The organism is Methanocalculus pumilus (genome assembly GCF_055382585.1).
On the sequence record NZ_AP042393.1, the window covers coordinates 1902265 to 1927175 of the forward strand.

General features: G+C 51.9%; 26 protein-coding genes and 1 tRNA gene. 10 read left to right on the forward strand and 17 right to left on the reverse strand.

Annotated elements, in window-relative coordinates; translation table 11 throughout:
- Positions 1-5 precede the first annotated feature (5 nt).
- The 8 genes from ACZ44I_RS10105 to ACZ44I_RS10140 are packed head-to-tail and all read right to left on the reverse strand — an operon-like array spanning position 6 to position 8190.
- Entirely contained in the window at positions 6-584 is a 579-nt protein-coding gene (locus ACZ44I_RS10105; RefSeq protein ID WP_464550276.1) for a V-type ATP synthase subunit E family protein, read from the reverse strand.
- 12 nt (positions 585-596) lie between these two features.
- Positions 597-854 (reverse strand): ATPase, encoded by a 258-nt coding sequence (locus tag ACZ44I_RS10110; RefSeq protein ID WP_464550274.1) that lies wholly within the window; start codon positions 852-854, stop codon positions 597-599.
- Between the two features lie 2 nt (positions 855-856).
- Positions 857-2851, reverse strand: a complete 1995-nt coding sequence (locus tag ACZ44I_RS10115; protein ID WP_464550272.1) for a V-type ATP synthase subunit I — start codon at positions 2849-2851, stop codon at positions 857-859.
- Entirely contained in the window at positions 2838-3167 is a 330-nt protein-coding gene (locus ACZ44I_RS10120; protein WP_464550270.1) for an ATPase, read from the reverse strand. The genes ACZ44I_RS10115 and ACZ44I_RS10120 overlap by 14 nt, the downstream gene beginning before the upstream one ends.
- 46 nt (positions 3168-3213) lie before the next feature.
- On the reverse strand, positions 3214-3693 hold the full coding sequence (locus ACZ44I_RS10125) for an alpha/beta hydrolase (protein WP_464550268.1): 480 nt from the start codon (positions 3691-3693) through the stop codon (positions 3214-3216).
- Complete coding sequence (locus tag ACZ44I_RS10130; protein WP_464550266.1) at positions 3690-3842, reverse strand: hypothetical protein; 153 nt, start codon at positions 3840-3842, stop codon at positions 3690-3692. The genes ACZ44I_RS10125 and ACZ44I_RS10130 overlap by 4 nt, the downstream gene beginning before the upstream one ends.
- Positions 3843-3901: 59 nt before the next feature.
- The gene (locus tag ACZ44I_RS10135) at positions 3902-5845 is read right to left on the reverse strand and encodes a type II secretion system F family protein (protein ID WP_464550264.1); all 1944 of its coding nucleotides are present in this window, start codon (positions 5843-5845) and stop codon (positions 3902-3904) included.
- Complete coding sequence (locus tag ACZ44I_RS10140; RefSeq protein WP_464550262.1) at positions 5842-8190, reverse strand: type II/IV secretion system ATPase subunit; 2349 nt, start codon at positions 8188-8190, stop codon at positions 5842-5844. The genes ACZ44I_RS10135 and ACZ44I_RS10140 overlap by 4 nt, the downstream gene beginning before the upstream one ends.
- A gap of 122 nt (positions 8191-8312) precedes the next feature.
- Between ACZ44I_RS10140 and ACZ44I_RS10145 the strand changes: the two genes are divergently transcribed.
- Both ACZ44I_RS10145 and ACZ44I_RS10150 read left to right on the forward strand, forming a co-directional pair.
- Positions 8313-9143 carry an RAD55 family ATPase gene (locus ACZ44I_RS10145; protein ID WP_464550260.1) on the forward strand — a complete coding sequence of 277 codons (831 nt, stop codon included), beginning with the start codon at positions 8313-8315 and terminating at the stop codon, positions 9141-9143.
- A complete protein-coding gene (locus ACZ44I_RS10150; protein WP_464550258.1) occupies positions 9144-10115 on the forward strand; it encodes a KaiC domain-containing protein in 972 nt (323 codons plus the stop codon).
- Here ACZ44I_RS10150 and ACZ44I_RS10155 read toward each other — a convergent pair.
- From ACZ44I_RS10155 to lonB, 5 genes are read right to left on the reverse strand one after another with little or no spacing between them, the layout of a single operon-like run.
- Positions 10112-10903, reverse strand: coding sequence for a 4Fe-4S binding protein (locus tag ACZ44I_RS10155; RefSeq protein ID WP_464550256.1), 792 nt, complete (start codon positions 10901-10903; stop codon positions 10112-10114). The genes ACZ44I_RS10150 and ACZ44I_RS10155 overlap by 4 nt on opposite strands.
- Before the next feature lie 3 nt (positions 10904-10906).
- Complete coding sequence (locus tag ACZ44I_RS10160) at positions 10907-11170, reverse strand: pro-sigmaK processing inhibitor BofA family protein (RefSeq protein ID WP_464550254.1); 264 nt, start codon at positions 11168-11170, stop codon at positions 10907-10909.
- Positions 11171-11179: 9 nt separating this feature from the next.
- Positions 11180-12472: a TldD/PmbA family protein gene (locus ACZ44I_RS10165; RefSeq protein WP_464550252.1), complete on the reverse strand. Its 1293-nt coding sequence runs from the start codon at positions 12470-12472 to the stop codon at positions 11180-11182.
- Positions 12465-13802, reverse strand: a complete 1338-nt coding sequence (locus tag ACZ44I_RS10170; RefSeq protein WP_464550250.1) for a TldD/PmbA family protein — start codon at positions 13800-13802, stop codon at positions 12465-12467. Before ACZ44I_RS10170 ends, ACZ44I_RS10165 begins: the two co-directional genes overlap by 8 nt.
- Positions 13803-13804: 2 nt before the next feature.
- Entirely contained in the window at positions 13805-15736 is a 1932-nt protein-coding gene (gene lonB / locus ACZ44I_RS10175) for an ATP-dependent protease LonB (RefSeq protein ID WP_464550248.1), read from the reverse strand.
- A gap of 86 nt (positions 15737-15822) precedes the next feature.
- Between lonB and ACZ44I_RS10180 the strand changes: the two genes are divergently transcribed.
- From ACZ44I_RS10180 to thsA, 5 genes are all read left to right on the forward strand, one after another.
- Entirely contained in the window at positions 15823-16668 is an 846-nt protein-coding gene (locus tag ACZ44I_RS10180) for a ribose-phosphate diphosphokinase (RefSeq protein ID WP_464550246.1), read from the forward strand.
- Positions 16665-17624 carry an RNA 3'-terminal phosphate cyclase gene (rtcA, locus tag ACZ44I_RS10185; RefSeq protein ID WP_464550244.1) on the forward strand — a complete coding sequence of 320 codons (960 nt, stop codon included), beginning with the start codon at positions 16665-16667 and terminating at the stop codon, positions 17622-17624. Before ACZ44I_RS10180 ends, rtcA begins: the two co-directional genes overlap by 4 nt.
- On the forward strand, positions 17621-18076 hold the full coding sequence (locus ACZ44I_RS10190) for an NOB1 family endonuclease (protein ID WP_464550242.1): 456 nt from the start codon (positions 17621-17623) through the stop codon (positions 18074-18076). The genes rtcA and ACZ44I_RS10190 overlap by 4 nt, the downstream gene beginning before the upstream one ends.
- 21 nt (positions 18077-18097) lie before the next feature.
- The gene (locus ACZ44I_RS10195) at positions 18098-18700 is read left to right on the forward strand and encodes an orotate phosphoribosyltransferase-like protein (RefSeq protein WP_464550240.1); all 603 of its coding nucleotides are present in this window, start codon (positions 18098-18100) and stop codon (positions 18698-18700) included.
- A gap of 114 nt (positions 18701-18814) precedes the next feature.
- Positions 18815-20368 (forward strand): thermosome subunit alpha, encoded by a 1554-nt coding sequence (gene thsA / locus ACZ44I_RS10200; protein ID WP_464576514.1) that lies wholly within the window; start codon positions 18815-18817, stop codon positions 20366-20368.
- A gap of 45 nt (positions 20369-20413) precedes the next feature.
- Here the strand turns inward: thsA and ACZ44I_RS10205 are convergent, their stop codons facing one another.
- Complete coding sequence (locus tag ACZ44I_RS10205; protein ID WP_464550236.1) at positions 20414-21076, reverse strand: HAD family hydrolase; 663 nt, start codon at positions 21074-21076, stop codon at positions 20414-20416.
- Positions 21077-21326: 250 nt separating this feature from the next.
- On the opposite strand from ACZ44I_RS10205, the gene ACZ44I_RS10210 reads away from it, so the two are divergent.
- The 3 genes from ACZ44I_RS10210 to ACZ44I_RS10220 all read left to right on the forward strand — a co-directional run bounded on the left by ACZ44I_RS10210 (position 21327) and on the right by ACZ44I_RS10220 (position 22474).
- Positions 21327-21494, forward strand: coding sequence for a hypothetical protein (locus ACZ44I_RS10210; protein WP_464550234.1), 168 nt, complete (start codon positions 21327-21329; stop codon positions 21492-21494).
- Positions 21495-21637: 143 nt separating this feature from the next.
- Positions 21638-21722, forward strand: a tRNA-Ser gene (locus ACZ44I_RS10215).
- Positions 21723-21856: 134 nt separating this feature from the next.
- Complete coding sequence (locus tag ACZ44I_RS10220) at positions 21857-22474, forward strand: chemotaxis protein CheC (RefSeq protein ID WP_464550232.1); 618 nt, start codon at positions 21857-21859, stop codon at positions 22472-22474.
- 62 nt (positions 22475-22536) lie between these two features.
- Here the strand turns inward: ACZ44I_RS10220 and ACZ44I_RS10225 are convergent, their stop codons facing one another.
- From ACZ44I_RS10225 to ACZ44I_RS10235, 3 genes are read right to left on the reverse strand one after another with little or no spacing between them, the layout of a single operon-like run.
- Positions 22537-23643 carry a PAS domain-containing sensor histidine kinase gene (locus ACZ44I_RS10225; protein WP_464550230.1) on the reverse strand — a complete coding sequence of 369 codons (1107 nt, stop codon included), beginning with the start codon at positions 23641-23643 and terminating at the stop codon, positions 22537-22539.
- Positions 23640-24266, reverse strand: a complete 627-nt coding sequence (locus tag ACZ44I_RS10230) for a chemotaxis protein CheC (protein WP_464550228.1) — start codon at positions 24264-24266, stop codon at positions 23640-23642. The genes ACZ44I_RS10225 and ACZ44I_RS10230 overlap by 4 nt, the downstream gene beginning before the upstream one ends.
- A complete protein-coding gene (locus tag ACZ44I_RS10235; protein WP_464550226.1) occupies positions 24263-24640 on the reverse strand; it encodes a response regulator in 378 nt (125 codons plus the stop codon). Before ACZ44I_RS10235 ends, ACZ44I_RS10230 begins: the two co-directional genes overlap by 4 nt.
- Positions 24641-24911: the final 271 nt, after the last annotated feature.

The following is a 24911-nucleotide window of genomic DNA, read 5'->3' on the forward strand; positions in this document are numbered from 1 at the left end:
ACCTCCTATCCAAAGAGAATATCCGAGGCATCTTTCAGCCCGGATTCCCAGACTTCGTCCAGGAAGGTCTGATAGCTGAGATCCACAGTTAATTGTCCGTCTGCACTCTTGACGATGACGCCGCCGGAGATTTCGACGATGCCACCAAATGAGTATCCGCTCAGGGTCTTCAGTTCAGAGAGGGCTGATTCTACAGCCTGCTGATCGCGGATGTTGCAGAATACAACACCGTCCTTGATCTCTTTTGCAACCTTCTTCAGAAGCTCCCGGATCACCTTCTCATGGAAGGTGGCGGGGAGTGACGAAATGGATTCTTTTGTCGCATTGAAGACCTCTTCGAGAAGCTCTTTCTGCGCATTGAGGACTTCACGTCTGACAAGGAGTTTCGCAGCAGAGACCTCCTGGGCCTCCATCTGCTGAACCTGCCGATCCACCTCTGCCTCGGCTTCCTGTTTGATCGATGTTGCACGCTCTTCTGCTGCCGCCAGGATCCGCCGGGCCTCTTCATTGGCCTCATTCCGGATAGCAGTGGCTTCTTTCTGCCCTATCTCCCTGATCTCTTCAACGACAACTTCTAGTCCCATTGTAGACTCCATTTAGAACAGAATCAACAGCGAGACAACAAGGCCGAAGATAACGATTGTTTCGGGAATAACGGTAAGCAGAAGTGCCAGACCAAAGATATCCTTGTTCTCGGCGGTTGCACCGACAGCTGCTGATCCAATACCCATCTCAGCAACACCTGCACCGATACCGGTGAGGCCTACTGCAAGTCCGGCACCAAGTGCCTTTAATCCCATCTGCGATTCAGCTACCATTTCAATTGTTAATCCTGCGACTCCTAAATCTACCATTATTAATCCTCCGTTAAATGACGTTTCTTTCCAAATGGATTGTATTTCTCTCCACCACCTTTGTAAAATTTGGTGAAGAACTCAACATACTGCAACCTCAGGGACTGCAGACCTCCTCCAAGGAGACCAAGTGCCGTATTGAGCAGGTGCCCGAAGAGGAGAACGAAGATCCCTATGATTATGAGAACAATACCAACAGCCGTCAGTTCTTTAAACTGTGGCTCAATCAGCATCTCAATTGCGATAAAGTTGACCACCATTGCAATTGCGACTGATGAGAGGCCAACAGCTGCCAGACGCGTATAGGAGAGCGAATGGCTGATGACTGATGGAAGTTCGATTAGTTCGAGAGGTGACTCAATTCCGATACCAATGACACCCGCAAGGACAAGAACCACACCAACGATTCCGGCGATATTTAATCCCATCACGATCGGTGGAAGCATTGTCAGATCGGGCATCAGCGGGATCGCCGCAATCGACCAGATAAGAAGCAGGGCACCCCACATGAATGCGATCCAGCTCACCTGACCCATAACATGGAGCATGTTTCGGTGTCGTGCATGGTTGTATACACCCATGATCCTGCCGAGGGTCATCTGGATAATACCAAGCCATACCGCAAACACAAGCAGTACTGCAATATCTCCCTGATGATACGCATGAGATCCGATCAAAAGATGCCGGCTGATGAGCGGGTGCCAGAGCTCGATATTAAGGGCACCTGGATGAGCTCCGAATATCTCGGCATACACGAAACCGAAGATGATGGCTGAGATGCTTGCATTTCTCAGAACTTTAAGAAGCTGCTGTATAGTCTCTCCCTTCAGCACCCTTTGAAGACCAAGAGTAAGAATGAGCAGAATAGCACCATACCCGATATCTCCAAGTATAATACCAAAGAATAACGGGAATATGATCGAGACTATGAGTGTCGGATCAAGCTCATCGTACCGGGGCCGTGAATAGATATCCACAATCGACTGCATTGGCTTTGCAAAACCCGGATTGTCATACTCGACAGGCGGTTGGTTCTCAGGGTGATCATGGCTATCATGATGACCATCAGTCTCTTCGACCTCCATGACGAGGATTTTGTCCCCTGTCGCCTGTGCAAGTCCTGATTTCAGTTTTTCAACCTCAGATACCGGTACCCATCCATCAGCGACAAAGATGAGATCGGTTGTGGCAAATCGAAGTGGTGCTTCCGCCTGTTCGACATCAGCTGAGAGCACTTCGTCACAGGCAGCAAGAAAATCACCGTATTTTTCTTTTAAATCAGCAATTTTCTCATCGATATCAGCAATAGTCGCTTTCAGCTGAGAGATCTCGGACTCATAGGTATCGATTGCCTTTCTGACTGATCCTTCTTCCTCTGGAATCGGGATCGGCTGAAACTGTGCTTCTGCAAGTGCGTGTTCAACGGCAGCACGATCTGCTTTTTTAAAGAAGATGACCGTGGTGTTGTTCGCCTTGTCAGATGCGATAAACTTCTCGTGTGGGACAGTGATCTCGATTTCACGGGGTGCTTTCCCCGCAACCACCGATACCGATTCATACCCCCTGTATAGTCCCAGTTCAAGAGGTATGCCAAAGAAAGGTGTAAGTTCGGCGATACGCTGTTCATTCACCTTTATACGTGCTTCTGCTGCCGATCGCTGTGCCGTGAGATTGCTGACTTCCTGTTCGATTGCAGGGAGTTCACGCTCTATAATCTCTTTGATCGAACGCGAAGAACGCTTTTTTGTATCGAGGTAGTCATCGGGAGAGAGCCCAAAGATGCTCTCGATCGAGCGGATCTTGATCAGATCTGTCGAGAGTTCTGTTGCACCCTCCATCGGTTGCCCGATGCGAAAGCCCTCATATCCCTCTTTCCCCTGGTCGGTATAATCGGTGATATGGTATACGTGGTGACGGTAAAGTTCGGTCACAGCTGACGGCATCTGCTCTTTCGATCCTACGATAAGCAGACGCGTCATCGTCTTAGGCTGTAACATGAACTCTCTCCTTGAACCGCTCAACCAGCAGCGAGACGGCTTCATTCATCCGTTTCCGGCCTTTTTCTTTGAGGATAGATGCCTGATGCTTTCCTTCCTCCAGGATCTGGGCGCGTTTCTTCGCTGCGTCATTTCGTGCATCCGCCAGACGCTTCTTTGTGTACTCATCGGCAACGGTTGTTGCCTTGGCAACCAGATTGTCGGCTTCAAACCTGGCATTTGCGATAATCTGCTCACGCTCAAGTTTCGCCTTCTCAACCTGCTGACGATACTCTTCTTCGGTCTTTTTGATGCTCTTCAGAACCTCAGTTTTCATCCAACCCTCCTCTCACGGCAACAGAATAATTGGTTTATCGTATCTCTTATAATTGTTGTTCTGTTTCGGGAGAGTTATCCAGGAGATATTCCCATTTTAAGGCATCTGTAAGCCCATTAATCTGAATAACGCCATTTTCACCGGACAATTCCAATCCGGCGAGTTCTGCCGATGAGCAGATGAGATGTTGCTCCGGATGCGTGCCTCGCACAATTTCACAGGAGAGTAAAATATTCGGCCCTGCCGAGATGACATACCGAAGCCTTCCCGATCCCGGGTGTCCCCTTGGAAGCACCAGCACCGGCTGATCATATCTCCGGACCAGATCGAGAAGGTAGCGTGCCGGAGTCAGCTCCCCCCCTTCCGGTGCCGAGACGGCGATTATATCGTCAGGGTGGATACCCTGGACATATTCGGAATCAAAGGTTTCTATCATGAGAGGGAACTTCCTGCCGGCACGGGCACAAAGAAGAAAAGAAGATTGTCCCCTGATCAGGACAATACGGTCACCGGGGGTGAGGATCATGCCGGAGTAACATCTTCTGACTGGCAGGAGGGGCACATCGGGCGTTTGCCGACGGTCTCGAACTTTTCGCCGCAGGTATTGCAGATGTAGCTCTTTCCCTGCACTCCCTCTTCAATCTCTATATCTGCCGGACCACCAACGCTGCACATCTCTGTATCACCTGATTTTCATTGAACGCGGTCTCACTTAAAGGTTATCGCATCTGGGTTCAGATTAGAGCAAAGATCAGAAATGCTGCAAATACCATGATGCAGGCATGCTTCACACCGGCGGATAACGATGACTCCCCCATCAGGCCGGCAATGAGCCCTGAGCAGATCGCCTGGATGACGACTGCATGATAGAAGAGGCGGCCATAAGTGAGGGCAGATATACCTCCAATGCTTGAGAAAGCCCCGGCACCGCTCATGGATGAATCGACCGGCTCTGCCATCTCGATGACAGGGAGAAACTGCGTCCCGATAACAAGCACAACAAAGATGAAGACGAAGAATGCAAGGTAGACGACCGCGGTATAGAGGAACATCTCCCCCTGCCGCTCCCGTTTGAGGGTCTCGTTCATATCGGCATCACTTGCCGCAATCATAAGTACCTGGCCGATCTCACCGCTCATCGCACTTGCCCGGGTGATCAGCGTCACCGTACGCGAGATGGATGGTGTGGAGAGACGTTCTTCAAAGCGGACGAGTGCATCCTCCACATTTGCACCCCAGTCAAGATCACGCTTGATCTTCTTTATCTCATAGCTGAGGAGGCCGAGATTCGTCCTCACCAGTATGGAGAGAGCCTTTGCAATGGTTAAGCCAACTTCATTGATCCCTGCAAGCCTCTGGAGGAAATCAGGGAGCGATGCTTCAATCTCACTTATCCGGCGACTCCATATCAGTTGCGCAATTGCATAAGGAACAAAGACGATGAGGAATGTTGCGATAACATAATCGTCAAGGACGGTCAGGTAAAACTCGAAATTACCGTAATCGGGGATCTGAAAATACCAGAAGATAAGGTATATGATGCCTGCAGGAATCGAGACGAAGAAGGTGCGGTGGGGGAGGATCAGGAAATAATGGAGGGGATCGGAGACGAATTCACGGAACCGTGTCCAGCGATCATATTTTTTCAATGTCGCGATCAGTCCGGTTTCTGTGGCTTCATCTCCCTCATTGATCTCAATATCAGGATATTCCCTGAGTTCCTGCATAAAGGTGTACCGCTCCACATTCTCGGGCTGGGATGAGATCATATCGATAAAGACGATGAAAATGGCAGTTCCTATCGGAATTAAGGCATAAATGACGATATTTAGCTGCATCAGGGCACCCGGACCCATCAGTCCCATCACCACCATCACGATGATCAAAAAGAGCGGGCCTGCCACAAAGAGCGTAACATACCCCTCGGCAACCAGAGATAGGGTGTTTAAGAACTGTTTCTGTTCAAATTTTGCCTCATCCTGATACAGGCCCACCTTCGCCTTCAGGAAGCCGGAGAGATCGCCGCCACTCTCGATGATGGAGAGGAGATCCTGGATGAAATCCTTCATCTTGGCTGAAGGAGTTGTCATCTGGAGTTCGCGGAGTGCAGAGACGATATCGTGGGCAAAGAGATCACAGTCCCTGACAACCTGCCGGAATTCCAATGCAACTTCTCCATAGACATGTGAGTTCTCTGAGAGGGAACGGAAGATCTCTATCAGTTCGGCTCCACCCCTTCGCATCGCATACATGTATGCAACTGCGTTATGGAGGGTCAGGTTGATCCTGGTTGCACGGGAAGACTTCATGACGCCTGGGAAGGCAAGGACGATCCGGTAGGTGAGATAGGAGATGATGAAAAATATGATGACTGCGATGATTGCCCTGAAAAGGATATCTTCAAGCGGAAGATCAGAGAGCCACGCTATTGCAAGCCGGTTCTGCCGGGTAAACTCATAGGCGGCACTGGGGACGATGATCGGCTCAAATACCCCTGCGATAAAATAGAAGAGTATACCAACAGCAGCTCCTATGCCAGTTCCGAAGACGAATGCGTAATAGTAGAGCCGCTCAACAGTGATACCCAGGCGTGCAGATATAATATCATTCCGCAGGTTTTGGAAACGCATCGGATCGCGCCTGGAAAACCGCCGGAACCGTTCATACATCGGTATCATGAGAGGACCTGTCTGAGATCGCCGATATGGTCAAAGATGAGATCAGGGGTGATGGCAAAGATCGAGAAGATCTCGGATACGGATTTAAAATCCTTGATATCCTGTTCATGGAGCGCGAGGATCACCTGCCTCCGCCTTTCAATTTCAGCATTGAGCTCTTCCCTGCTCCATCCGCGGTTGGCGGCGATGGCCGAGTAGACATGGGATCTGCCGGAGTACCGCATCTCATCTGAGACCGGATCGTACTCAAAGACATTGTTCACAAGAATATTCCCTGAATTCGGTTCAATACCGGTGATCTCAACGATCTCCTGGCAACGCCTGACCCGCTCTGAGCCTCGGAAGATCAGGCCCTGGACCGAGATGATATTAAGTGCCTGGAGCATGTTTCGCGGCACATTTAAGGGTTCGCTCTCAAGACGGTGGATTGTGGCATCCACCCCTCCCGCATGCATCGTAGAGTAGGTGGTATGGCCGGTATTCATTGCCTGGAAGAGGGTCTGCGCCTCAGGCCCCCTCACTTCTCCGACAATAATAAACTCGGGCCTCTGCCGCATGCCTGCTTTCAGGAGATCGAACATATTGATGCTCCGGCTCCCTTCTGAGGTGAGGGATTCACGGGTGACGCTTGCAATCCAGTTCTCCCGGTACAGCATGATCTCACGTGTATCTTCGATCGAGACGACTTTTGCAAGCGGCGGGATGAAGAGGGACATTGCATTCAAGGATGATGTCTTGCCGGATGCCGTCCCGCCGATATATATCAGGCTCTTGTTATTCTCAATTGCAAGCCAGAAGTAGACGAGCTGATCGACATTGAATGTCCCTTTCTCCATCAGCTCGATCGGGGTGAATGGTTCGGGGCGGAACTTACGGATTGTAAAAGAAGAGCCCCTGCTCGTCACCTCAGTTCCAAGCGTCAGCTGGAGGCGGGAGCCGTCCGGGAGGGTGGCATCAAGGATGGGGCTTCCGATCGAGATATGCTTGCCTGAACGCTGTGCAAGCGATATTGCCAGCGAGTTTAACTGCTGTTCAGGAAACTGGATATTGGTTCTTATATTCCGATGTTGACGGTGATAGAGGAAGAGGGGGATTCCATGTCCATCACACGAGATATCCTCTATCTCAAGATCTTTCATCAGGGGATCGATCCGTGACCAACCAAGGAAATTTCGTTTCAGGTAGTACCGTAGTTTATATGTCGTCTCCGGTGTCAGCGAGAGGCCGTACTGGCTGATTAAGGCTTCTGCCTTTCTGAAGAGGAGCTTCTCTGGTTGTTCCCGGATCTCCGAATCCGTCATAATAAGAATATCACGGAGATCCTCGTAGAGCCGTTCGAGGAGTTCGTATTCAAAACGGGTGAGGATTGGCTCAAAGAGGTGGTACTCCTTCAGCCGGGTCACCCTGTTATAGGTGATCATGACAAGCGAGAGACCTTTCTCAACCCAGTAGCTATCAACCTCCTCCTCATTTTCGGCAAGTCGGGGTGTGACAAGCGGACCGGCAGTATCATAATGATATTCCGGCACCACCAGGTCTGCTTCCTTCTTCCGGAAGGCCGAGAGGAGTGACCGGCGTTCGGGGATCTTGTCCTTTGGTGCGGCAGCAGAGACGGGATCTTCTGTTTCAAACGGCAATACCGACTCTTCTGTCTGGGATTCGGTCCTTATCGGATAGCCGGTTGTTTCCGGCATGGATTCTTCTCCTGTATTCAGTAGAGAAGGAGCAGGATGATCAGGCGTCTTCTCATCAGGCTGCGTGAGATCGATGCCGGTATCAGCAGCAGGTGTTTTGCTCTCCTCAGCCGGGATCTCTTCTTCATGCAGTGGCTCTGGTACATCCTCTGGAGAGGGGGTCTCCGGGATCTCATCATGAGTATCGGGCTCCCTTTCTGGAATATGCGTCTCCTCTTCCCCTTCATCCAAAGCGATATCATCCCCGGCTGGGATGCTCTTCTTCTGATCCGGCATCCCGGATGTCTCTTCATATGATGGCGCCTCACCGGCTTTTGCGGAACCAGATGCATCAGATTCTTCCTCATCAGCCAGGCCGACCATTGGGGTGTTCCAGAAACCCGGAGGTGTCCGCGCATCAGTATCACCAACAGGCATGTCAGGCTGCTTTGGATCACCGATCTTTTGGGATTGTTTATGTAGCGGATCCGGGAGAGGGGCAGCATCCCAGGGATTGGTTACCGGCAGAGCACGATCAGAATCCGATCTCCTCTTCAAAAATGAGAGGAAACCGGATTTCTTCTTTTTTTCACTCTTCTTTGATCCGAAGTGATCACTCTCCGGTTCGAAAAGATCACGTTCTTCCTGCTGCTTATCGTCACCATCCACCATAGAAAACCCCATTGAGCTGAAATAATCGCCTGAGCTATTGGTTACCTTACACGGAGAAGAGATATAGCTTATGCATATGAGGATACTACATAACCTTAATTCATTGAATGGAGAGATGAAGTATGGCTGATCAGACGACACGCAGGATGCCAACTGGGATCAACTCACTTGATCCCGTCCTGGACGGAGGAGTTGTACCGGGGTCCCTTATCCTTCTGCTCTCGGATATCGGTGCGGGAAGTGCCGAGTTTGCATACACCTCACTCATTGCTTTAACCAGAATGGGGAAGAATGCCGGGGCAGGAAGAATGATTCCGGAAGATATCCGGTATATCAGCATCACCAGGACGAAAGAAGACGTGATTAGTGAGATCATCGAATCATTCAAGAGCGATCTGACGGCCGGTATCGCAGATCGCGTCACATTTCTGGATCTCTCAAGCGGATACTTCGACAGGAGTGTCGTCCCTGCAAACTGGTATGATGGAGAGGGGGGCATCGTCGCCCGGATGCAGCGGAAAAAGCCTGAGCATGATAGTATTCTTGCCGACCTCATTTCGGTACTGGAAGAGGGAAAAGATCAGAGCCTTATTATCATCGACTCCATCACCGATATCTCCGGACTGCATTACAGCCCGGAGAAATGGAACAGCCTTGTTGCATTCCTCAGGGGACTGCAGCGGATCGCAAAGACCTGGAACTCGACAATATACCTCCATCTCACCAAAGGGATTCTTGATTCGTCCCGCGAACTGGAGATCTGCGACTGTGCGGATGCGGTCATCCACTTCAAATGGGAGGAGGGATCAGGCCAGCGGAGGCAGAGGATCATGTATTTCATGAAGTTCCGCGGGGTGATGCCGTATCTTGAGGAACGTGATCTCGTGAAGTTTGCGGTTCGGATCAGTGCAACAGCCGGGTTTGATGTCGAGAATATCAGGATGGTGATTTAGGTGAGTGATGACTTCTCGGCACTTGTTGACGATGATGATAAACAGCCTCCGGTGCGGAAGATCCCTCCGATCCAGGCAGGAACGCCGCCTGCACGAATGGGAGGCATCATCCAGCAGGCAGATCCTGTAGAACCTGAGTGGGAACCTCCATCTGATGATGAGTGGATACCGCCTGCTGAAGATCAGTGGGAGCCGTCCCGTGATGAGAAGAAAGAGATACCGGAGCCACCGAGACGGGAGAGTGCTGATGACGTAAGAGCTCCTCCCGGTAGAAGGACCGATCAACGGATTAAGCTCGGTATTGAAGGGCTTGACGAGATGCTCGGCGGTGGACTGATGAAGAACTCGGTCACCGGCATCATCGGGACCTATGGTACCGGGAAGACGACATTTGCAATCAATTTTATCTTTGAAGGTCTGAAGCAGGGAGAGACCTGTATCCTGATCAGCCTTGACGAGCGGGCCGAGATGCTGAAAGAGAGTATCAGGCGGCGGGGATATGACCTTGACGCATACCTTGACAAAACCTTCTTTTTGATCAAACTTGATCCAACAGATTTTACGCTTGCGGTAAACAGCATCAAAAATGATATTCCTGACCTCATCAGGGAGACGAAGGCATCCAGAGTCGTCATAGACCCGATATCACTCTTTGAAGGGCTGCTTCCGGATGAGGCGAGCAGGAGGCTTGAGATGTTTAAGTTCGTCGAGAGGATGCGGGATGAAGATTGTACCTTCGTGATGACGAGCGAGACAGATACCCAGATCCCCTATGCAAGCAAATACGGCCTGGTAGAATATCTCGTTGACTGCGTTATCCTGCTCCGGTATGTGAGGACGAGCGACCTCTCCGGCACCCATCTTGCTGTCGAAGTCGTGAAGATGCGGAGATCCCAGCACTCACGGGAGATCAAGCCATATGAGATCCAGCCCGATGATGTGGTCGTCTATTCTGAGGCAAGCGTCTTCTAGAGAGTGCCATGGGATCTGATATGATCCCATGCCCTTTTGAGCGGACTATCGGCTGCATCTTCCCGGTATATCCCGACATCCTCCCGCCCATAGAAGGTGCGATCTGATCCGATGGGACAGACCTTGATGCAGATACCGCAGGGGGAGATCGCTTTTTTATCGAGGCCGGCACTGTATTTGGCGCAGGCGGTTTTATGGGTGAGGCCCTCAGGGTAGCCGTCCGGGCTGACTGCTTTGACCGGGCATCGGTCAACACATTCCATGCATCGTGTGCAGAGATCATCAGTCCGGATGGAATCAGGCTTAATCTGAGCAGTCGTGAAGACCGAGCCAAACCGCACCCGTGGGCCGTATTCGGGGGTGAGGAGCATATTATTGAGGCCGAATGTCCCAAGTCCAGAAAGGTATGCGGCATGCCGGTGCGAGAAGAAAGCTACCGGGTTCTTCACCAGTGCCCCGATACCGCCATACCCATCCCGGGGGATAGGAACAGACTGGTATCCGCCCCGGTTCAGCCATATGGCAATACGGTAGGTGTACTGATCGAGAAGAGCGTTTACTGTTCGGTACATCTCCCGGTACTGGACCGAGGGGGACGATTCAAGTGATGGGAGCGGAATGGGAAGGCCGATGACAATGACCGATTCTGTGCCGGGGAGGATCGAGGCCGGGTGGTATGCATCCGGAATCCAAGGATGAAAGAGTGGTTCTTTCCAGGCTTGTGCAGAAGCAATCCCAAGAAGCGGGATCTCATAGCTATCACACCATGCACGAAGAGCAGCTTTCATAGGTCAGACAGTGATCCCTGCGATTGCAAGGAGTATAAGGATGACGGCACCAGGGATTCCGCCAAACGCACAGATCAACACCGTCGCCCAGGTGATCGGGATATCAGGAACACCAAGAAAAGAGAGGAGATGGAAGGTATTTGTGATGAAAAGGAGGATGAGACCTGCTGCTGCATTTGCAAGCAGTGTCATCCCTTTCTTAAAACAATAGTAGAGTGTGGCGATCAGCGCCACAATGACCAGAAGTGGAATGATGATCTCAAACATGACCCGGCATCACCCGACAAGGCGCATCCCGCTGATCCTGACCGGTGGAACGATCACCGATCCAACCCGCCGCGGAGTCGGGCCCATACCTGTGATCTGGCTGAGCATCTCAAAAATATTCCCGGCGATCATCGCCTTTCTGACCGGCTGCTGGCAGATACCATCCTCCATAATAAAAGCATTCTGAACCTCAACCGAGAAGTCGCCGGTGAGCGGGTTGGCGGTATGTGCGCCGATCACATCGTGAATTGATATGCAGCTGCCTTCACCCGGCTCCTGCATCGTTTCAGCTGAAAAAACCATGTTATGAAGGCCAATGGAGATCCCGCCTGCAACTCCCCCGCGTTCGGCATTGCCGGTACTCTCTTTGCCAAACCGGTATGCGGTCTTCAGATCATAGACAAATGATTGCAGGACACCATCTTCAATGAGAATGTTCTTGCGGGTGGGGACACCTTCGGCATCGAACCGGCAGTTGCCAAGCCCACCGGGATAGAAGGGATCGTCGATTACTGAGAGATCTTCTGTTCCGATCACTTCGCCCAGCTTCTCTGCCAGAAACGATCTCCCCATATGGACCGATCTCCCGTTGACTGCTGATTGAAGCAGTGAGGCAACGAGCCCCGAGAAGGCAACCGGGGAGAGGAGGATATCATAGGTCCCGGTCGGAATCGGAACCCCGTTTCTGGATGTCGAGGCAAGTTCAGCCGCTCTTCGTCCGATCTCAAATGGATCGATATCAAGGGAGAACGAGCGATCATATTCAAAACCGGTCGAGTGATCCAAAATCGTCTCCAGAGATGCTGATACGGAGCTGTGATCCTCTTCATACCAGATGCCTTTTGAGTTTGCAAGAAGAACCGATCCCAGTGCGAGACCAGCCCCACCACCGACAACTTCGGCATCAGGATACGCAGACGCCCCTTCAAGGAGCCTGTTGCAGAATGAGAGGGCGATATCAGGATCGGTTTTAACAGCACTGTCAAATGAAAGGGATTCGCCCTTCAGGGGAACCGGGTCGGGCAGCCCGCCCCAGGGTACCGGTTCTGCAAGATGTGCACTTGAAATTGCCGAATCCAGGCAGACTCGCCAGTCTGCTATGGTGCTTGTACTTGATGATCCGATCCGGCCGGAATCGATTACGCGGATGATCAGCCCTGTTCCAAATGATTCACCTGCATGAGCAGGAACAGAGCGCTTCATCTCTATTGAGACGCTCTCACTGGTAAGGAGGGCAACTTCAACCTCATCTACAGAGGAGAGCCCTGTCTCGATGATCTCAGTTACGATCTCTTTATACATCGCCACTACCTCCGATGATTGCCTCAGAGAGGAGGATGTGAGGAGATCCATCAGAAACAGGGACACTCTGTCCACCTTTTCCGCAGTATCCCGGATGCATTTTGAGATCATTCCCACATAGGGTGATCGCATGCAAGGTCGAGAGGATCTCGCCGGTGAGCGAGACATCCCTGACCATCTCTGTCAGCTCGCCCCCCTCGATCAGGTACCCGAACTCGGCATTAAACTGGAAGACGCCACGGCCGGGATCCACCTGGCCGCCGCGTGAACCGCCAAGGAGAATACCATCCCGGCATTCCTCGATCATCTCATCGTACCGGGCATCGCCGGGGGCGATATAGGTGTTACTCATCCGCACAATCGGGAGATCGCCGGGCATTGCACGTGCATGGCCTGCATCGCCATTGCCGACTGCTGCAAGGGTTTCCCGGGAATGCAGGTACCGCTTCAGGATACCATCTTCGATGATTGCGGTTCTCTTTCCGGCAACACCCTCGGCATCGACGGGCTCAAACCCGAATGCATGCATGGTCGGATCGTCGATGATGGTGACGATCGGGCTCCCGATCGCAGTGCCGATTTGGTCTTTTAAGACCGAAGCACCCTCTTTCACAAGATCCCCCTCGCTTGCATGTCCGACTGCCTCATGGGCAAAGACACCGCCGAGTTCCGGGTCAAGAACTGCCCGCATCCTGCCTCCTTTTGCCGCACGGGCATTCAGAAGAGCCACCGCGCGGGTACCTGCCCTGATACCCTCATCGGTTCTGCCCCTCAGGTTGAGGCCGTCGATCCTGTGATCGCGGACATACCCCATCTGCATCGCACCATTCTGCTTTGCAATCGCCATCACGGAGAATCCTGACCGGCACGTCGTATAGGATGCCTCGAATCCGGTAGAGTCGAGGAAGGTAACCTCTTCAAAGCGTTCCGAATAGGTGCCGCGAGTGTTTGATACACCGGGTACTTTGGCAGCTTCAGTAATCTGCATCAGGAGCGTTCCCTTCTCTTCGAGCGGGATCTCTGTCGGGTCCTCTTTCACCGGAGGCACCGGGAGAAGTTGCCGATCGGGCGCATCCGCAAGCACCACATCTTCTGCAGTCACCACGGCGGCTTTTTCGGCACGGAGGAGGTAATCACGGAGTGCTCCTTTATCATCGGGATTAAATGGTGAAACTGCGACAATTCCCCAGCCGCGTGGGCCGAGTGCCCGGATGATGGCTTTTGAGAAGAAGTTGACCCCGGCTGATTCGATCTCACCATTATCGATATCAATGCCGGTATGTTCTCCGCTGACATGGCGGAGATCCCAGTACCTGAGTCTGGAATCCACGCTTAAACAACTCCCGGTTCACTCTGGATCGGTGGGTTGGGTGGAATAATTGCATGTTCTGCAAGTTTCTTCAGCTTGGCGAGGAATCCTGCACGGTTTGCCGGAACAAGTGCCTGTTCGAGGATCTCCTCGATATGGGAGACCGGGATAATCTCAATCATCTCCCGGTACCGCTCCTCAATCAGTACATCACCTGCATTTGATCTCGGGATGAAAACTTTTTTGATCCCGGCTTTTGCAGCCGCCTCGATCTTGTAGGTGACACCGCCAACCGGGAGGACGTCGCCCCTGACCGAAAGTGAGCCGGTCATCGCAACATCCTGCCTGACAGGAATCCCTTCGATTGCCGAGATGACCGCAGTTGCAACCGAGACTGACGCGGAATCCCCTTCGACACCCTGGTAGGTGCCGATGAACTGGACATGGATATCGATATTTCTGATGTCCTTGCCGGTGAACTTCTTCAGGATTGCCGAGACGTTCTTGATCGACTCCTGTGCAATCTCCTTTAAAAGACCGGTTGCGATCACGGTGCCGGACGCACCCTGCGCAGGAGTGACTTCGGCTACAATCGGAAGCACCGATCCCGAATCACTTCCCATGACTGCAAGGCCGTTTACTTTGCCGACCGCAGTCCCTGAGACGATCGTGAGATCATAATCCCGGCTCCGGCGAATGTATTCATCAGATATCTGGTCTTCGACTGATCGGGCGGTCTCTTTTGCGGCAAGGACATGATGGAGGCTTGTTACCTCGGATCCCTCGCTACGTGCAATATCACCTGCCACCCGGACAAGACCGCCGAGATCACGGAGCTTCAGGGTGAGGTGGCCCTTCCTGTTCGAGCGCCTCCGTGCCTCACGGATCACTTCAGTCATTGCACCCCTGTCAAACGGAGGGATCTTCCCGTCGTTTTTGACCTCCTGTGCGATGAAACGGATGAACTTCTCACGGTTTGCGCGAGTATCGTCGATCGTCTCCTGCATGAAGACCTCGTATCCATATCCCCTGATACGGGAACGGAGTGCCGGGTGCATCCCCTGCATTGCATCGAGGTTCCCTGCTGCGATCATCACAAAGCGGCAGGGAACCGGCTCGGTCCTGACCATCGCACCGCTTGAGCGTTCGCTCTGGCCGGTGATCGGGAACTCGCCTTCCTGGAGGGCGGTCAGGAGGTTCTGCTGGGAATGGGGGGTGAGGGTGTTGATCTCATCGATGAAGAGGACACCTTTGTGTGAGCGGTGGATGGCACCTGCCTCCACTCGGTCATGCGAGGGGGTTTCCAGTCCGCCGGACTGGAAAGGATCGTGGCGGACATCACCGAGGAGGGCACCTGCATGTGAGCCGGTTGCGTCAATGAACGGGGCTTTTGAATCCGGGGATGTCGAAACGAGGAGCTTTGGAACCATCACATCATCCCGCGGCATCATCGTCCTGAATGCGAGGAAGATGAAGGCAACAGCGATGATACCCATCAGGAGCATACCCGAGATAAGAGCATACCCGATGATACCAAATATGAGCATCAGCATCAGCATATTCCGCATCTGTGCCCGTTTCCGTGACTCCATCTTATGGGCGGCTACGATCTCCTTGCCCCTTCCGGCGGGGACAGTCCGCACGAGCGGATTATTATTGTCATCGGAGTTTGGATAGACGAGGATGTCCTGCATCTCTTCTTTTGGAAGGAGTTCGGCCATTGCCTTGGCGAGCATCGATTTCCCGGTACCCGGTGTCCCGATCATCATCACATGCCGACGCTGGATTGCAGCTTTTTTAATTACCTCGACGGCATGTTCCTGCCCGATCACCTGGTCAATGAGGCCTGGCGGCACCTCAATGTCGGCGGTTGTTGCTATCTCGATATCGCCAAAGAGAAGCTCTTCGTTGAAATCTTCTTCTGAAAGCACCATAGTCTCTGTCTCTGTACCCATTCTGAAATATACCTCACACATATGTTGAATGCTTATATATCGGAGACCGATAGTTTAAGTAGTTTCAGTACCGGGAGATACAAGCAATGAAGGTCATATACACAGATAAAAGCCAGATTATCGCTTCAAGAGTGGCAGAAAACCTGGGGGCACCCCTGGGGGAGGTAAAATTGTCCCGGTTTCCTGATAATGAGTTATATCTCCGGGCAGCGGGTCTTGATGAGAGAACGGTAATTGTATCGTCCCTCCCCGATGCAGAATCCATTGTCGAGCTGCTGCTCCTAATCGATGCCTGCGAAGGATCAGAGGTCACCCTTGTGATCCCGTATATGGCATATGCACGGCAGGATAAGCGGTTCAATGCAGGGGAGCCGATCAGCATTCGTGCAATCTCAACAGCACTCAGCAGAGGGGTTGCCCGGATCATCACGGTGAATATCCACGAACCCGAAGTGCTGAAGTACTTCGGTGCTTCTGCTGAAAATATCTCGATCGCACCTGCAATCGGTGATTATCTGGCAGGGACAGGGATTGATGATCCCCTGATACTCGCCCCGGACGATGGTGCATGGGCATTTGCGAAAGGAGTGGCCGCAGCCAATGGCTGGGATTGTAATTATCTCAACAAGACGAGGCATTCAGGTTTTGAGGTTTCGATCGAGGAGAAAGATGTCGGGGTTTTTGGGAGGGATGTCGTCATCGTTGACGACATCATCTCAACCGGAGGAACACTTGCAACTGCTGCACAGATGCTTGCGGCTGAGGGGGCAGAGAGCATCTCGGCCGCCTGCGTCCACGGTGTCTTCTCGGGGGGAGGGTATGCCCGCCTGATGGCAGCCGGATTTTCAGCTATTGTATCGAGCGATACGATAGAGCGGGGCTGTTCCCTCATCTCCGCAGCTCCGGCAATTGCAGAGGCGCTCAGGAGATGATCAGAATTGACGGTGGCATCCTTGAAGGGGGAGGCCAGATCGTCAGGACCGCTATTGCCCTCTCTTCTGTTTCGGGAGAGCCGGTCACTATTCTGAATATCCGTAAGAACCGATCGGCTCCCGGCCTCGCCGCCCAGCATGTCGCTGCGGTAAAGGCGGCAGCCGCGATTTCGAATGCCACAACCAGCGGGGTTTTTATTGGATCTGGTGAGATCACCTTCCTTCCCGGAAGACCAGAGAGGAAGGATATTACTATTGATATCGGGACAGCCGGGAGTATTCCGCTTGTCCTTTCAGCCTGGCTTCCCCTCGCACTCCGAACCGGGGGCAGCATCACCATCACCGGCGGAACCGAGGTGCGTGCTGCCCCGACGATCGATTACTGCGATCGTGTCTTCCTCGAGTTCCTGAGATCGCACGGGGGCCGGATCTCGCTTGAGATACTGGCACGGGGATACTACCCGGAAGGGGGCGGCAGGGTCAGGGTTATGGTTGAGCCATCCCGGATCACCCCACTTGGGACGGCAGACCCAGTCGGCTTTGGGATTGTATCTGCCTCATCTGGACTCCCCGATCACGTGGCATCAAGGCAGGCTGAGGCAGCTGTATCGGTTGCCGGAGATCTGCCGGTTCGTATCTACCGGCAGGAGGGGCCTTCGGTTGGATCATCCTGTACGGTCTTCTCAGGAGGACATGGGGGATCTGCTCTTGGAAGACGTGGGCTTCCTGCCGAAGCCGTCGGGAGAATGGCAGCAGAATCTTTCCTTCAGGGGAATTCATCTGATCTCGATTTCCATGCCGCGGACCAGCTCCTCCCCTACCTTGCACTCTATGGCGGATCATTTGGCACAAAATCGCTCACCTCCCATGCGAGGACCATTATCTCACTGCTTGGGCATTTCGGGCACTCGATCTCTGTTTCCCGGCGGGAGGGTTGTGTGGAGGTATCGGGATGAAGATCGTCTGTGATGCATCTTTTTTCTTTGGGGAATACCCGTTTGAAGGCGTTCTCTTCACCACCCCCGGGGTCGTTACGGAACTCTGTGATCTGCGATCGAAATGCCGCTTTGATACCCTGAAAGAGTCCGGGCTGACTGTTGCTGAGCCGGCACCCGAATCGATTATACAGGTTCGGGAGGCAGCCGGGAAAACAGGGGATCGTGGTGTACTCTCTGAAACAGATATCAGCATCCTTGCCCTCGCCTCTGAAATCGGAGGAGAGGTGGCAACAGATGACTTTGCAGTTCAGAATGTTGCATCTGCTCTTGGAATCAGGGTCAGGCCGATGCTTCAGCGGAAGGCAAAGCAGCGTGCCTGGAAGATGGTCTGCACCGGCTGCGGACGGGATGTTGAAGAGGGAGCAGACTGCCCGGTTTGCGGTGCGTCGCTGAAACGAAGGCATAAATAGATCGGTATCACTTTTACAGATATGTCATCCCTTGAGGATCTGAAAGAGCGGGCACGCCTGCTCCTCGAAGAGGGGCATAGCCCCGGCCAGATAGCCGATGAGCTCTCCCTCTCCATCGAGACGGTCACCTGGCTTTTAACCCAGCCAAAGGGAGATGCCGCCCCACGTGATGTGCATATAGACTGGACACGGGTCAGTTGTGATGCGCAACTGATTGAGGCCGTGGCAGGGATGATGATCGATGCATACATCCCACCAGCAGATCGTACCGAGCCCCTTGATGCCGATGTGATCGTCGGGATTGCAATCTCGGGCATCCCGCTTGCCACCCTGATCGGGGCACGTGAGGGATGCAGCCTTGCCGTATACCATCCTGCAAAACATGCCACATCAGAGACACCGATTGGTTCAATCTCAGGAAACTTTGCAACTGTGAAGGAGAAACGCTGTATTATCGTCGATGATGTCATCACCTCTGGCAGGACAATCCAGGAAGTTGTTGCCTATCTCAGGAGACATGGCGGAGTTCCGGTGGCGATCTGGGTCCTCTTCGATAAGCGCGGTATCACCGAGGTTGAGGGGGTTCCTGTACACTCACTCTTCAGAATCTCCAGAATCGACTGAAGGGGTTCCCAACACAGGATATATTTATATAGAAGTTCAATTCAATTTTTATCACTACAGGAGGATTACAGAGTGGCAAGTCAGAATCAATTAACCGGACAACCTATCATTATTTTGCGGGATAACGTCGAACAGACCCGCGGACACGAAGCACAGCGATCAAATATCCTCGCGGCAAAAGCGATCTCAGAAGCAGTCAGGACGACCCTTGGGCCACGAGGCATGGATAAGATGCTCGTTGCCGGAGACGATATCACCATCACCAATGATGGAGCAACCATCCTGAGCGAGCTCTCTGTTCAGCACCCCGGCGCCAAGATGGTGGTCGAGGTAGCAACCGCACAGGATGACGAATGCGGCGACGGAACTACCACCGCTGCCATCATGGTCGGTTCATTCATGGAGCAGGCCGAACGGATGCTCAAGATGGGAATCCACCCGACAAATATCTCAAAGGGCTATTCCCTCGGTATGAAAAAGTCGCTTGAGATCCTCTCGGAACTCGCCATCAATGTCACCCCCGACGATAAGGAGAGCCTGAGGAAGATCGCAAAGACCGCAATGATCGGAAAGACGATCGAGGCAGTCATGGAGAAAGCAGCTGATATCGTCGTTGATGCGGTTGCAACAGTCGCCGATGGTTCATCAGGTAGGATCATCATCGATGAAGATGACATCCTTGTCAAGACCCAGAAGGGTGACGCGATGGATGATATCGAGCTTGTTCGGGGCGTTATCATCGGGAAAGCCCGTGTGGACGAACAGATGCCAAAGATCGTCACCGGTGCAAAGGTTGCGATGATTAGCACCCCCCTTGAGATCACAAAGACCCAGACCAAGGCAAAGATCAAGATCTCCTCATCCGAACAGGTTGCGGCATTTGGCGATGCTGAGAGAGCTTCTTTGAAGAAGATTGCCGATCAGATCATCGCATCAGGTGCAAATGTGGTCCTCTGCCAGAAAGGCATCGCCGATTCTGTGCAGTTTTACCTCGGAAAGGCCGGTATCTACACTCTCGAAGATGTGCCTGAGAAGGAGATGAAGTATGCGGCAAAGGCACTCTGCGGAGAGATCGTCAACAAACCGGAAGACCTGACTGCCGAGACCCTCGGAACCGCACACCAGGTGGAGCAGATGGAAGGAGAGGATCTGACAAAGATCTCCGGGTGCGAGAACGCAAAGGCAGTGACAATTCTGATCCGGGGTTCCACCCAGTACCTCATCGATGAGCTTGACCGTGCAATCAATGATGCAAAGCGGGTCGTCCAGGATGCAATGGAAGATGGTAAGTATACCATCGGTGGAGCCGCTGTTGAGACTGAGATGATCGTCCGTATCCGCGAATACGCAACAACCATCGGTGGCCGTGAGCAGATTGCTGTCGAGGCATTCGCAAACGCCTTTGAGATCATTCCGATCACACTTGCCGAGAATTCAGGTTTCAACCCGATCGATAAGCTGGTGGAACTGAAGAAGGCGCACTCAAACGGACAGAAGAATGCAGGCCTGAATGTCTTTTCCGGAAAGATCGTTGACATGAGTGAAGAGGGTGTCTTTGAGCCGATGCGTGTGAAGCGCCAGGCAATCCAGAGCGCAGCAGAGATCGCATCACTCCTGATCCGGGTCGACGATATGATGGTCACCCAGTCCCACGCACCAGGGCAGTAAAACCACCACCCTTCTTTTCCTTTTACAGAATACTACAATTCCTTTTTAGAGATTGGGTGACACTAACTCCCGGATCTCATACAGATCGGAGACGACCCGCTCAACACCGGGTTTTCCTGAGAATCTATCCCGATCACCCGGCGCCACCCTAGCAATGAACCGGACACCGGTTTTCAATGCTGCCTCATGGTCCTGTGGAGCATCACCGATGAAGAGGGTTTCTTCAGGTGAAACGCCGTTTGTAGAGAGGATCTCACGGATACAATCAGCCTTTGATCGTGGAGATCCATAGATCCCGTCAAAATACCCTGCAAGCCCCCGCCGATCTGCAATCTCCAGCATCTCTTCCCCGGGTGTTGCAGAGACAACATAGAGAGGGATTCTGCCCTTTACGTCGTTTAAGAGCTCAAGAGCACCAGGAACAAGCGGGATAGAGAACATCTTCTCGCGGACAATTCCCGCATACCGCTCTCCGAGCCACTCTTCCTGTTCAGAGGTGAGTTCCTCATGGAGCATCTCTTTGTAGATATAGCGGAACTTCACAAACCGGCTCATCCCCCCGTTATCAAGATGGTACTGCACGATCTCATCCTGGTGTTCTGGTACAAACGAGAAGGTCTCACGGAACGCTTCTGCCTTCATGGCGATGGACTCGGCGATCACCCCGTCGAAGTCAAAGATGATCAGTCGGAGAGGACTGTGCTGCATATAGTGAGTGTCTGTATTGGGAGTTCTTAGTCGTGACTATAGAAGTCTGGTGGCTGGCGGGTGAGAAGGTGTGCTCAGGGATGTGCCAGAGTTAAGAAATCCACTCCGTCAAAATCACGATCATTTGTGGCGAATACACCATGAAGGGTTTCAATTTTCTATACCCCCTTGAACAGGTTTTTATCATTTGCGAGGAGAGGAGAGACGATGAGTGCCAAAACATTGCAATAGATTCAGCGGGAAGGGCTTGATGTACTCGTTAAAGCGGCTTGGACCGGATGATGCCATTCGTTTCCTTCAGATCTATGAGCCTGGATGCGGTGATTGGACAAAGGAAAGGAGAGCGATACTGGAAAATGATCCAGATACAATCATCAGAAATATCCTTGAACGAAGAAAGAAGGCGGATGAAATTTAGACGTAAGTTCTGCGTGGAACTTCGGATCCATAGGGCGGAGGGGCAAAAGCAATGCCTGGCAGTGATTACGAGATAGTAAACGCAGAAGATGACCCTTCAGAAGCCTTAATACAGCACAAATGAAATTCTATATCCCGATCTATGCCGAGGTAGTCTAGTCCGGGAAGGCGGTGGCCTCGAAAGCCACTGGTGTTCTGCACCTCGGGAGTTCAAATCTCCCCCTCGGCGTCTCAACCCTTTTTCTGAACCCAAAAATTCCCCAAAAGACTATTGGATCTCCATGAATGGAACATCCCCTGCAACGTAACCGGGGAAATCCGATGCCCTTATAGTGCCCTGGCACAGAATACTCATGATAGATCATGACAGTCCTGACACCGATGCAGGTGGATGCATTGAATGAACTTGGGAATATCGGATCATCCCATGCTGCCAATGCACTCTCAGCCCTGCTGATGCACCAGATCCAGATGACCGTACCGGCTGTTGAGATCGTGGATCTGGCGGATATTCATGGGTATGTCACTGATGATCTCTTTGTAACAATCCTCTTTGAGATGCAGGGGGAGATCGATCATGCCGGATACATTATCTTCCTGCTTCCGCTGGATTCAGCCATCCGGATGACCAATGTGCTCCTTGGAATAGCTGAAGAGAAGCGGGAGTTGACTGAGATGGATGAGAGCACACTCCAGGAGATAGGAAACATCATGTCTTCTGCATTCCTGAATGCAACCGCTGAGCTGCTCAGTGTCGTGATGCTCCCCTCTCCACCAAATCTCGTCATTGATATGGGTCATTCGGCGATCGAGGAGATCCTTGCAGAACTGGCAGTTGAGGTGAACGAGGTGATCATCTTCCATACAACCCTCACCTGCGATCAGTATTCGATCAACGGCAACCTGATGATGATGCCCGCCATTGATACACTCTCAGAGATACTGACGATTATGGATCAGCTGCTGGAAGATACAACCTGAAGAGGCTAAAAACGGTTTTATGTTTCCGGAAGAGAGAATAGAAGAAATAATTATCTTCAGACCTACTTATCGATCCGGTACGCTCCCTCAGGCACAGAAATCTCAAACCTCGCCCCCTTTCCTTCCTCGCCTGTTTCGGTGATGGTGATTCCCGTGATCGCAAGAATTTCACGCACCAGAAAGAGCCCCATACCAGTGTTCTTGCCAAAACCACGCTTGAATATCTCCTCTTTATCATCCTCGGGAACGCCTGTGCCATCATCCTCCCAGACGATTATGAGACCGGATGATGATGGGTGACAGGCAATCTCAATCCTTGTTGCCCCTTCAGCATGCCTGAGAGCATTGTCATAGAGGTTGTAGAAGACCATCTCAAGCATCGGATCGCAATAGATAGAGACACCTTCGCACGAAGAATGTATTGGAAGACGCTCTTCTGTTTCGATCCCCTCAATCAGAGTATCTATCGCAAACCAGGAGGGCGCCTCGATTCCAAGCTGTTCGTAATGGCGGTTGAAAACCAGGATATTCTGGATTACCGTTGCTGCTGCCCTGACATGCCCGAGGTATTCTGCCTGTGTCGGATCAGTCGCCATCTCCTCGGCAAACCCGAGGAATCCGTCAATGACCATGATCTTGTTGAGGATATCGTGCCGGGTGACACTTGAAAGGAGGTTTAACTTGGCATTTAGTTTTTCCAGGGCTTTTTCCGCCTTTTTCCGTTCCTGTACCTCCAGAAGAGCCTGATCTTTCATTTTTCTGACAGATCGTATCTCGGAATCAAGCTCGGTGACATCCTCGATTATGATCATTGCACAGGAGTTCTCCTGATCGCTTCCGGGATACCTGATAACAGATGTCTGCTGGACTTGGAGCATCCCGTCAGTTTTTCTACAGGGAATAAATGATGTATGGAGCTGGGAAGAGAAGACTGCCGGAGGGCCGCCATCCAGCACCTGATTGATCCGGGTGCGGTATGCCGGAGTGTTGAGATCCGGGTACAGATCAAGGAGGTTTTTCCCAACCACCTCCTCAAAAGAGCGCCCGCACCATTCAGCAAGGGTTCTGTTCCAGAGGACAATGGTCATCTCACGATCAAGAACACAGATCCCAACAGGCAGTGCATCAGAGAATTCTCTAATAACAGACAGATTTTTCTGCTTGTTCACGACCTTTCATCCCTTGAAATCTCTCTTACCCGCCATATAAGAGTTTCAAATGATTGAGCTCCCATAATGATGAGGATCTTCCCCTCGATATCAAGGCTCCTGATGAACATATGAGTCTCTGCAAGCAGGATTGCCTCCCGGTGCTCCTGCCCGACATTCTGAATAAGGGTAGGAATATCCGCTTCACTGTATGTGGGAAGCGAATAGGTGAGCTGGCTTTTAAGTACATTGGTGATCGAGCCCATAACACCGTTGATCAGAATATTTCCAACCTCTTTGAGTGTTTCTGCCTGAATCGAACTGAAGGGCTGCTCTGGCCTGTCCTCAGACAACTCTTCCCCGGTGATCGCATTAATAAGGATATGGGCACTCTCTGTCGGGAAGATCGAGTACGTCATTCCGGAAAATGATCCCTTAAAATCAAGAGAAATAGCAGAATATCGCTCTGTACCTATCTGGGAGATGATCTGCCCGTACTCTTCCCGCGAATATATGCTGATATTTGGTATCGTGAGCTCGATTGTTGATCCGGTCATCTCAGAGAGGATGCCTGCGGCTTTCCCGACACCGATATTCACCAGTTCACGGATACCATCCAGATCCAGAGGGTCGATCTCCATCATTCATCACCGGGCGATTCCAGCACCTTTCGGATTGCCGGAATAAGCTCGTCCTGCCTGAGCGGCTTATTCAGGAAGCTGCGTGCTCCAAGTTTCAGACAGAGATCCCGTGTGGTATCCTGAATATCAGAGGTGAGGACAAGAACAGGAATTGTGATTCCCTTCTCCTGTATTGTTTTTAGAAATTCAATCCCATCCATATCCGGCATCAGGAGATCGACGATAATAACGTCAGGACTCTCCCTCTCCGCCATCTCAAGCCCGAGACGACCGTTGTCAGCCTCGATACAGGAATAGTTCTCGTTTTTGAGCGTCTTTTTGATAATGGTACGCTGGAAGGATGAGTCATCGATTATCAGAATGGTTGGCATAGACATCTGTTGAATTATACGTAATCCAATCAAGAAATAATTATGCTTAGGGTTGCCAGAAATTAGATTTTTCGGGTTGATGAACATCCAAAAATGTACATTATTCACACATTCCATGATCTGCGTTCTTCTCCTTGAAAATAGGGGGTTCCTGCCGATGAGATACCCCATCCTGCCGTGATTTTGTTGATGCAAAAACAAAGGGTTTTTAAGTACCGCTACCTTTAGAAATACATTTAATCCTGTGTATTCCAAACAAAAATACTCAGAATTAACA

Coding starts and splice junctions, on each gene's coding strand:
- ACZ44I_RS10130 (WP_464550266.1), bottom strand. CDS start 3,842: ATGTGCAGCGTTGGTGGTCCGGCAGATATAGAGATTGAAGAGGGAGTG.
- ACZ44I_RS10190 (WP_464550242.1), top strand. CDS start 17,621: ATGAAGATCGTCTGTGATGCATCTTTTTTCTTTGGGGAATACCCGTTT.
- ACZ44I_RS10195 (WP_464550240.1), top strand. CDS start 18,098: ATGTCATCCCTTGAGGATCTGAAAGAGCGGGCACGCCTGCTCCTCGAA.
- ACZ44I_RS10205 (WP_464550236.1), bottom strand. CDS start 21,076: ATGCAGCACAGTCCTCTCCGACTGATCATCTTTGACTTCGACGGGGTG.
- ACZ44I_RS10180 (WP_464550246.1), top strand. CDS start 15,823: ATGAAGGTCATATACACAGATAAAAGCCAGATTATCGCTTCAAGAGTG.
- ACZ44I_RS10235 (WP_464550226.1), bottom strand. CDS start 24,640: ATGTCTATGCCAACCATTCTGATAATCGATGACTCATCCTTCCAGCGT.
- ACZ44I_RS10155 (WP_464550256.1), bottom strand. CDS start 10,903: ATGAAAGCTGCTCTTCGTGCATGGTGTGATAGCTATGAGATCCCGCTT.
- ACZ44I_RS10135 (WP_464550264.1), bottom strand. CDS start 5,845: ATGATACCGATGTATGAACGGTTCCGGCGGTTTTCCAGGCGCGATCCG.
- ACZ44I_RS10220 (WP_464550232.1), top strand. CDS start 21,857: ATGACAGTCCTGACACCGATGCAGGTGGATGCATTGAATGAACTTGGG.
- ACZ44I_RS10115 (WP_464550272.1), bottom strand. CDS start 2,851: ATGTTACAGCCTAAGACGATGACGCGTCTGCTTATCGTAGGATCGAAA.
- ACZ44I_RS10110 (WP_464550274.1), bottom strand. CDS start 854: ATGGTAGATTTAGGAGTCGCAGGATTAACAATTGAAATGGTAGCTGAA.
- ACZ44I_RS10125 (WP_464550268.1), bottom strand. CDS start 3,693: ATGATCCTCACCCCCGGTGACCGTATTGTCCTGATCAGGGGACAATCT.
- ACZ44I_RS10145 (WP_464550260.1), top strand. CDS start 8,313: ATGGCTGATCAGACGACACGCAGGATGCCAACTGGGATCAACTCACTT.
- rtcA (WP_464550244.1), top strand. CDS start 16,665: ATGATCAGAATTGACGGTGGCATCCTTGAAGGGGGAGGCCAGATCGTC.
- ACZ44I_RS10210 (WP_464550234.1), top strand. CDS start 21,327: ATGTACTCGTTAAAGCGGCTTGGACCGGATGATGCCATTCGTTTCCTT.
- ACZ44I_RS10230 (WP_464550228.1), bottom strand. CDS start 24,266: ATGATGGAGATCGACCCTCTGGATCTGGATGGTATCCGTGAACTGGTG.
- ACZ44I_RS10120 (WP_464550270.1), bottom strand. CDS start 3,167: ATGAAAACTGAGGTTCTGAAGAGCATCAAAAAGACCGAAGAAGAGTAT.
- ACZ44I_RS10140 (WP_464550262.1), bottom strand. CDS start 8,190: ATGGTGGATGGTGACGATAAGCAGCAGGAAGAACGTGATCTTTTCGAA.
- lonB (WP_464550248.1), bottom strand. CDS start 15,736: ATGGGTACAGAGACAGAGACTATGGTGCTTTCAGAAGAAGATTTCAAC.
- ACZ44I_RS10160 (WP_464550254.1), bottom strand. CDS start 11,170: ATGTTTGAGATCATCATTCCACTTCTGGTCATTGTGGCGCTGATCGCC.
- ACZ44I_RS10165 (WP_464550252.1), bottom strand. CDS start 12,472: ATGTATAAAGAGATCGTAACTGAGATCATCGAGACAGGGCTCTCCTCT.
- ACZ44I_RS10105 (WP_464550276.1), bottom strand. CDS start 584: ATGGGACTAGAAGTTGTCGTTGAAGAGATCAGGGAGATAGGGCAGAAA.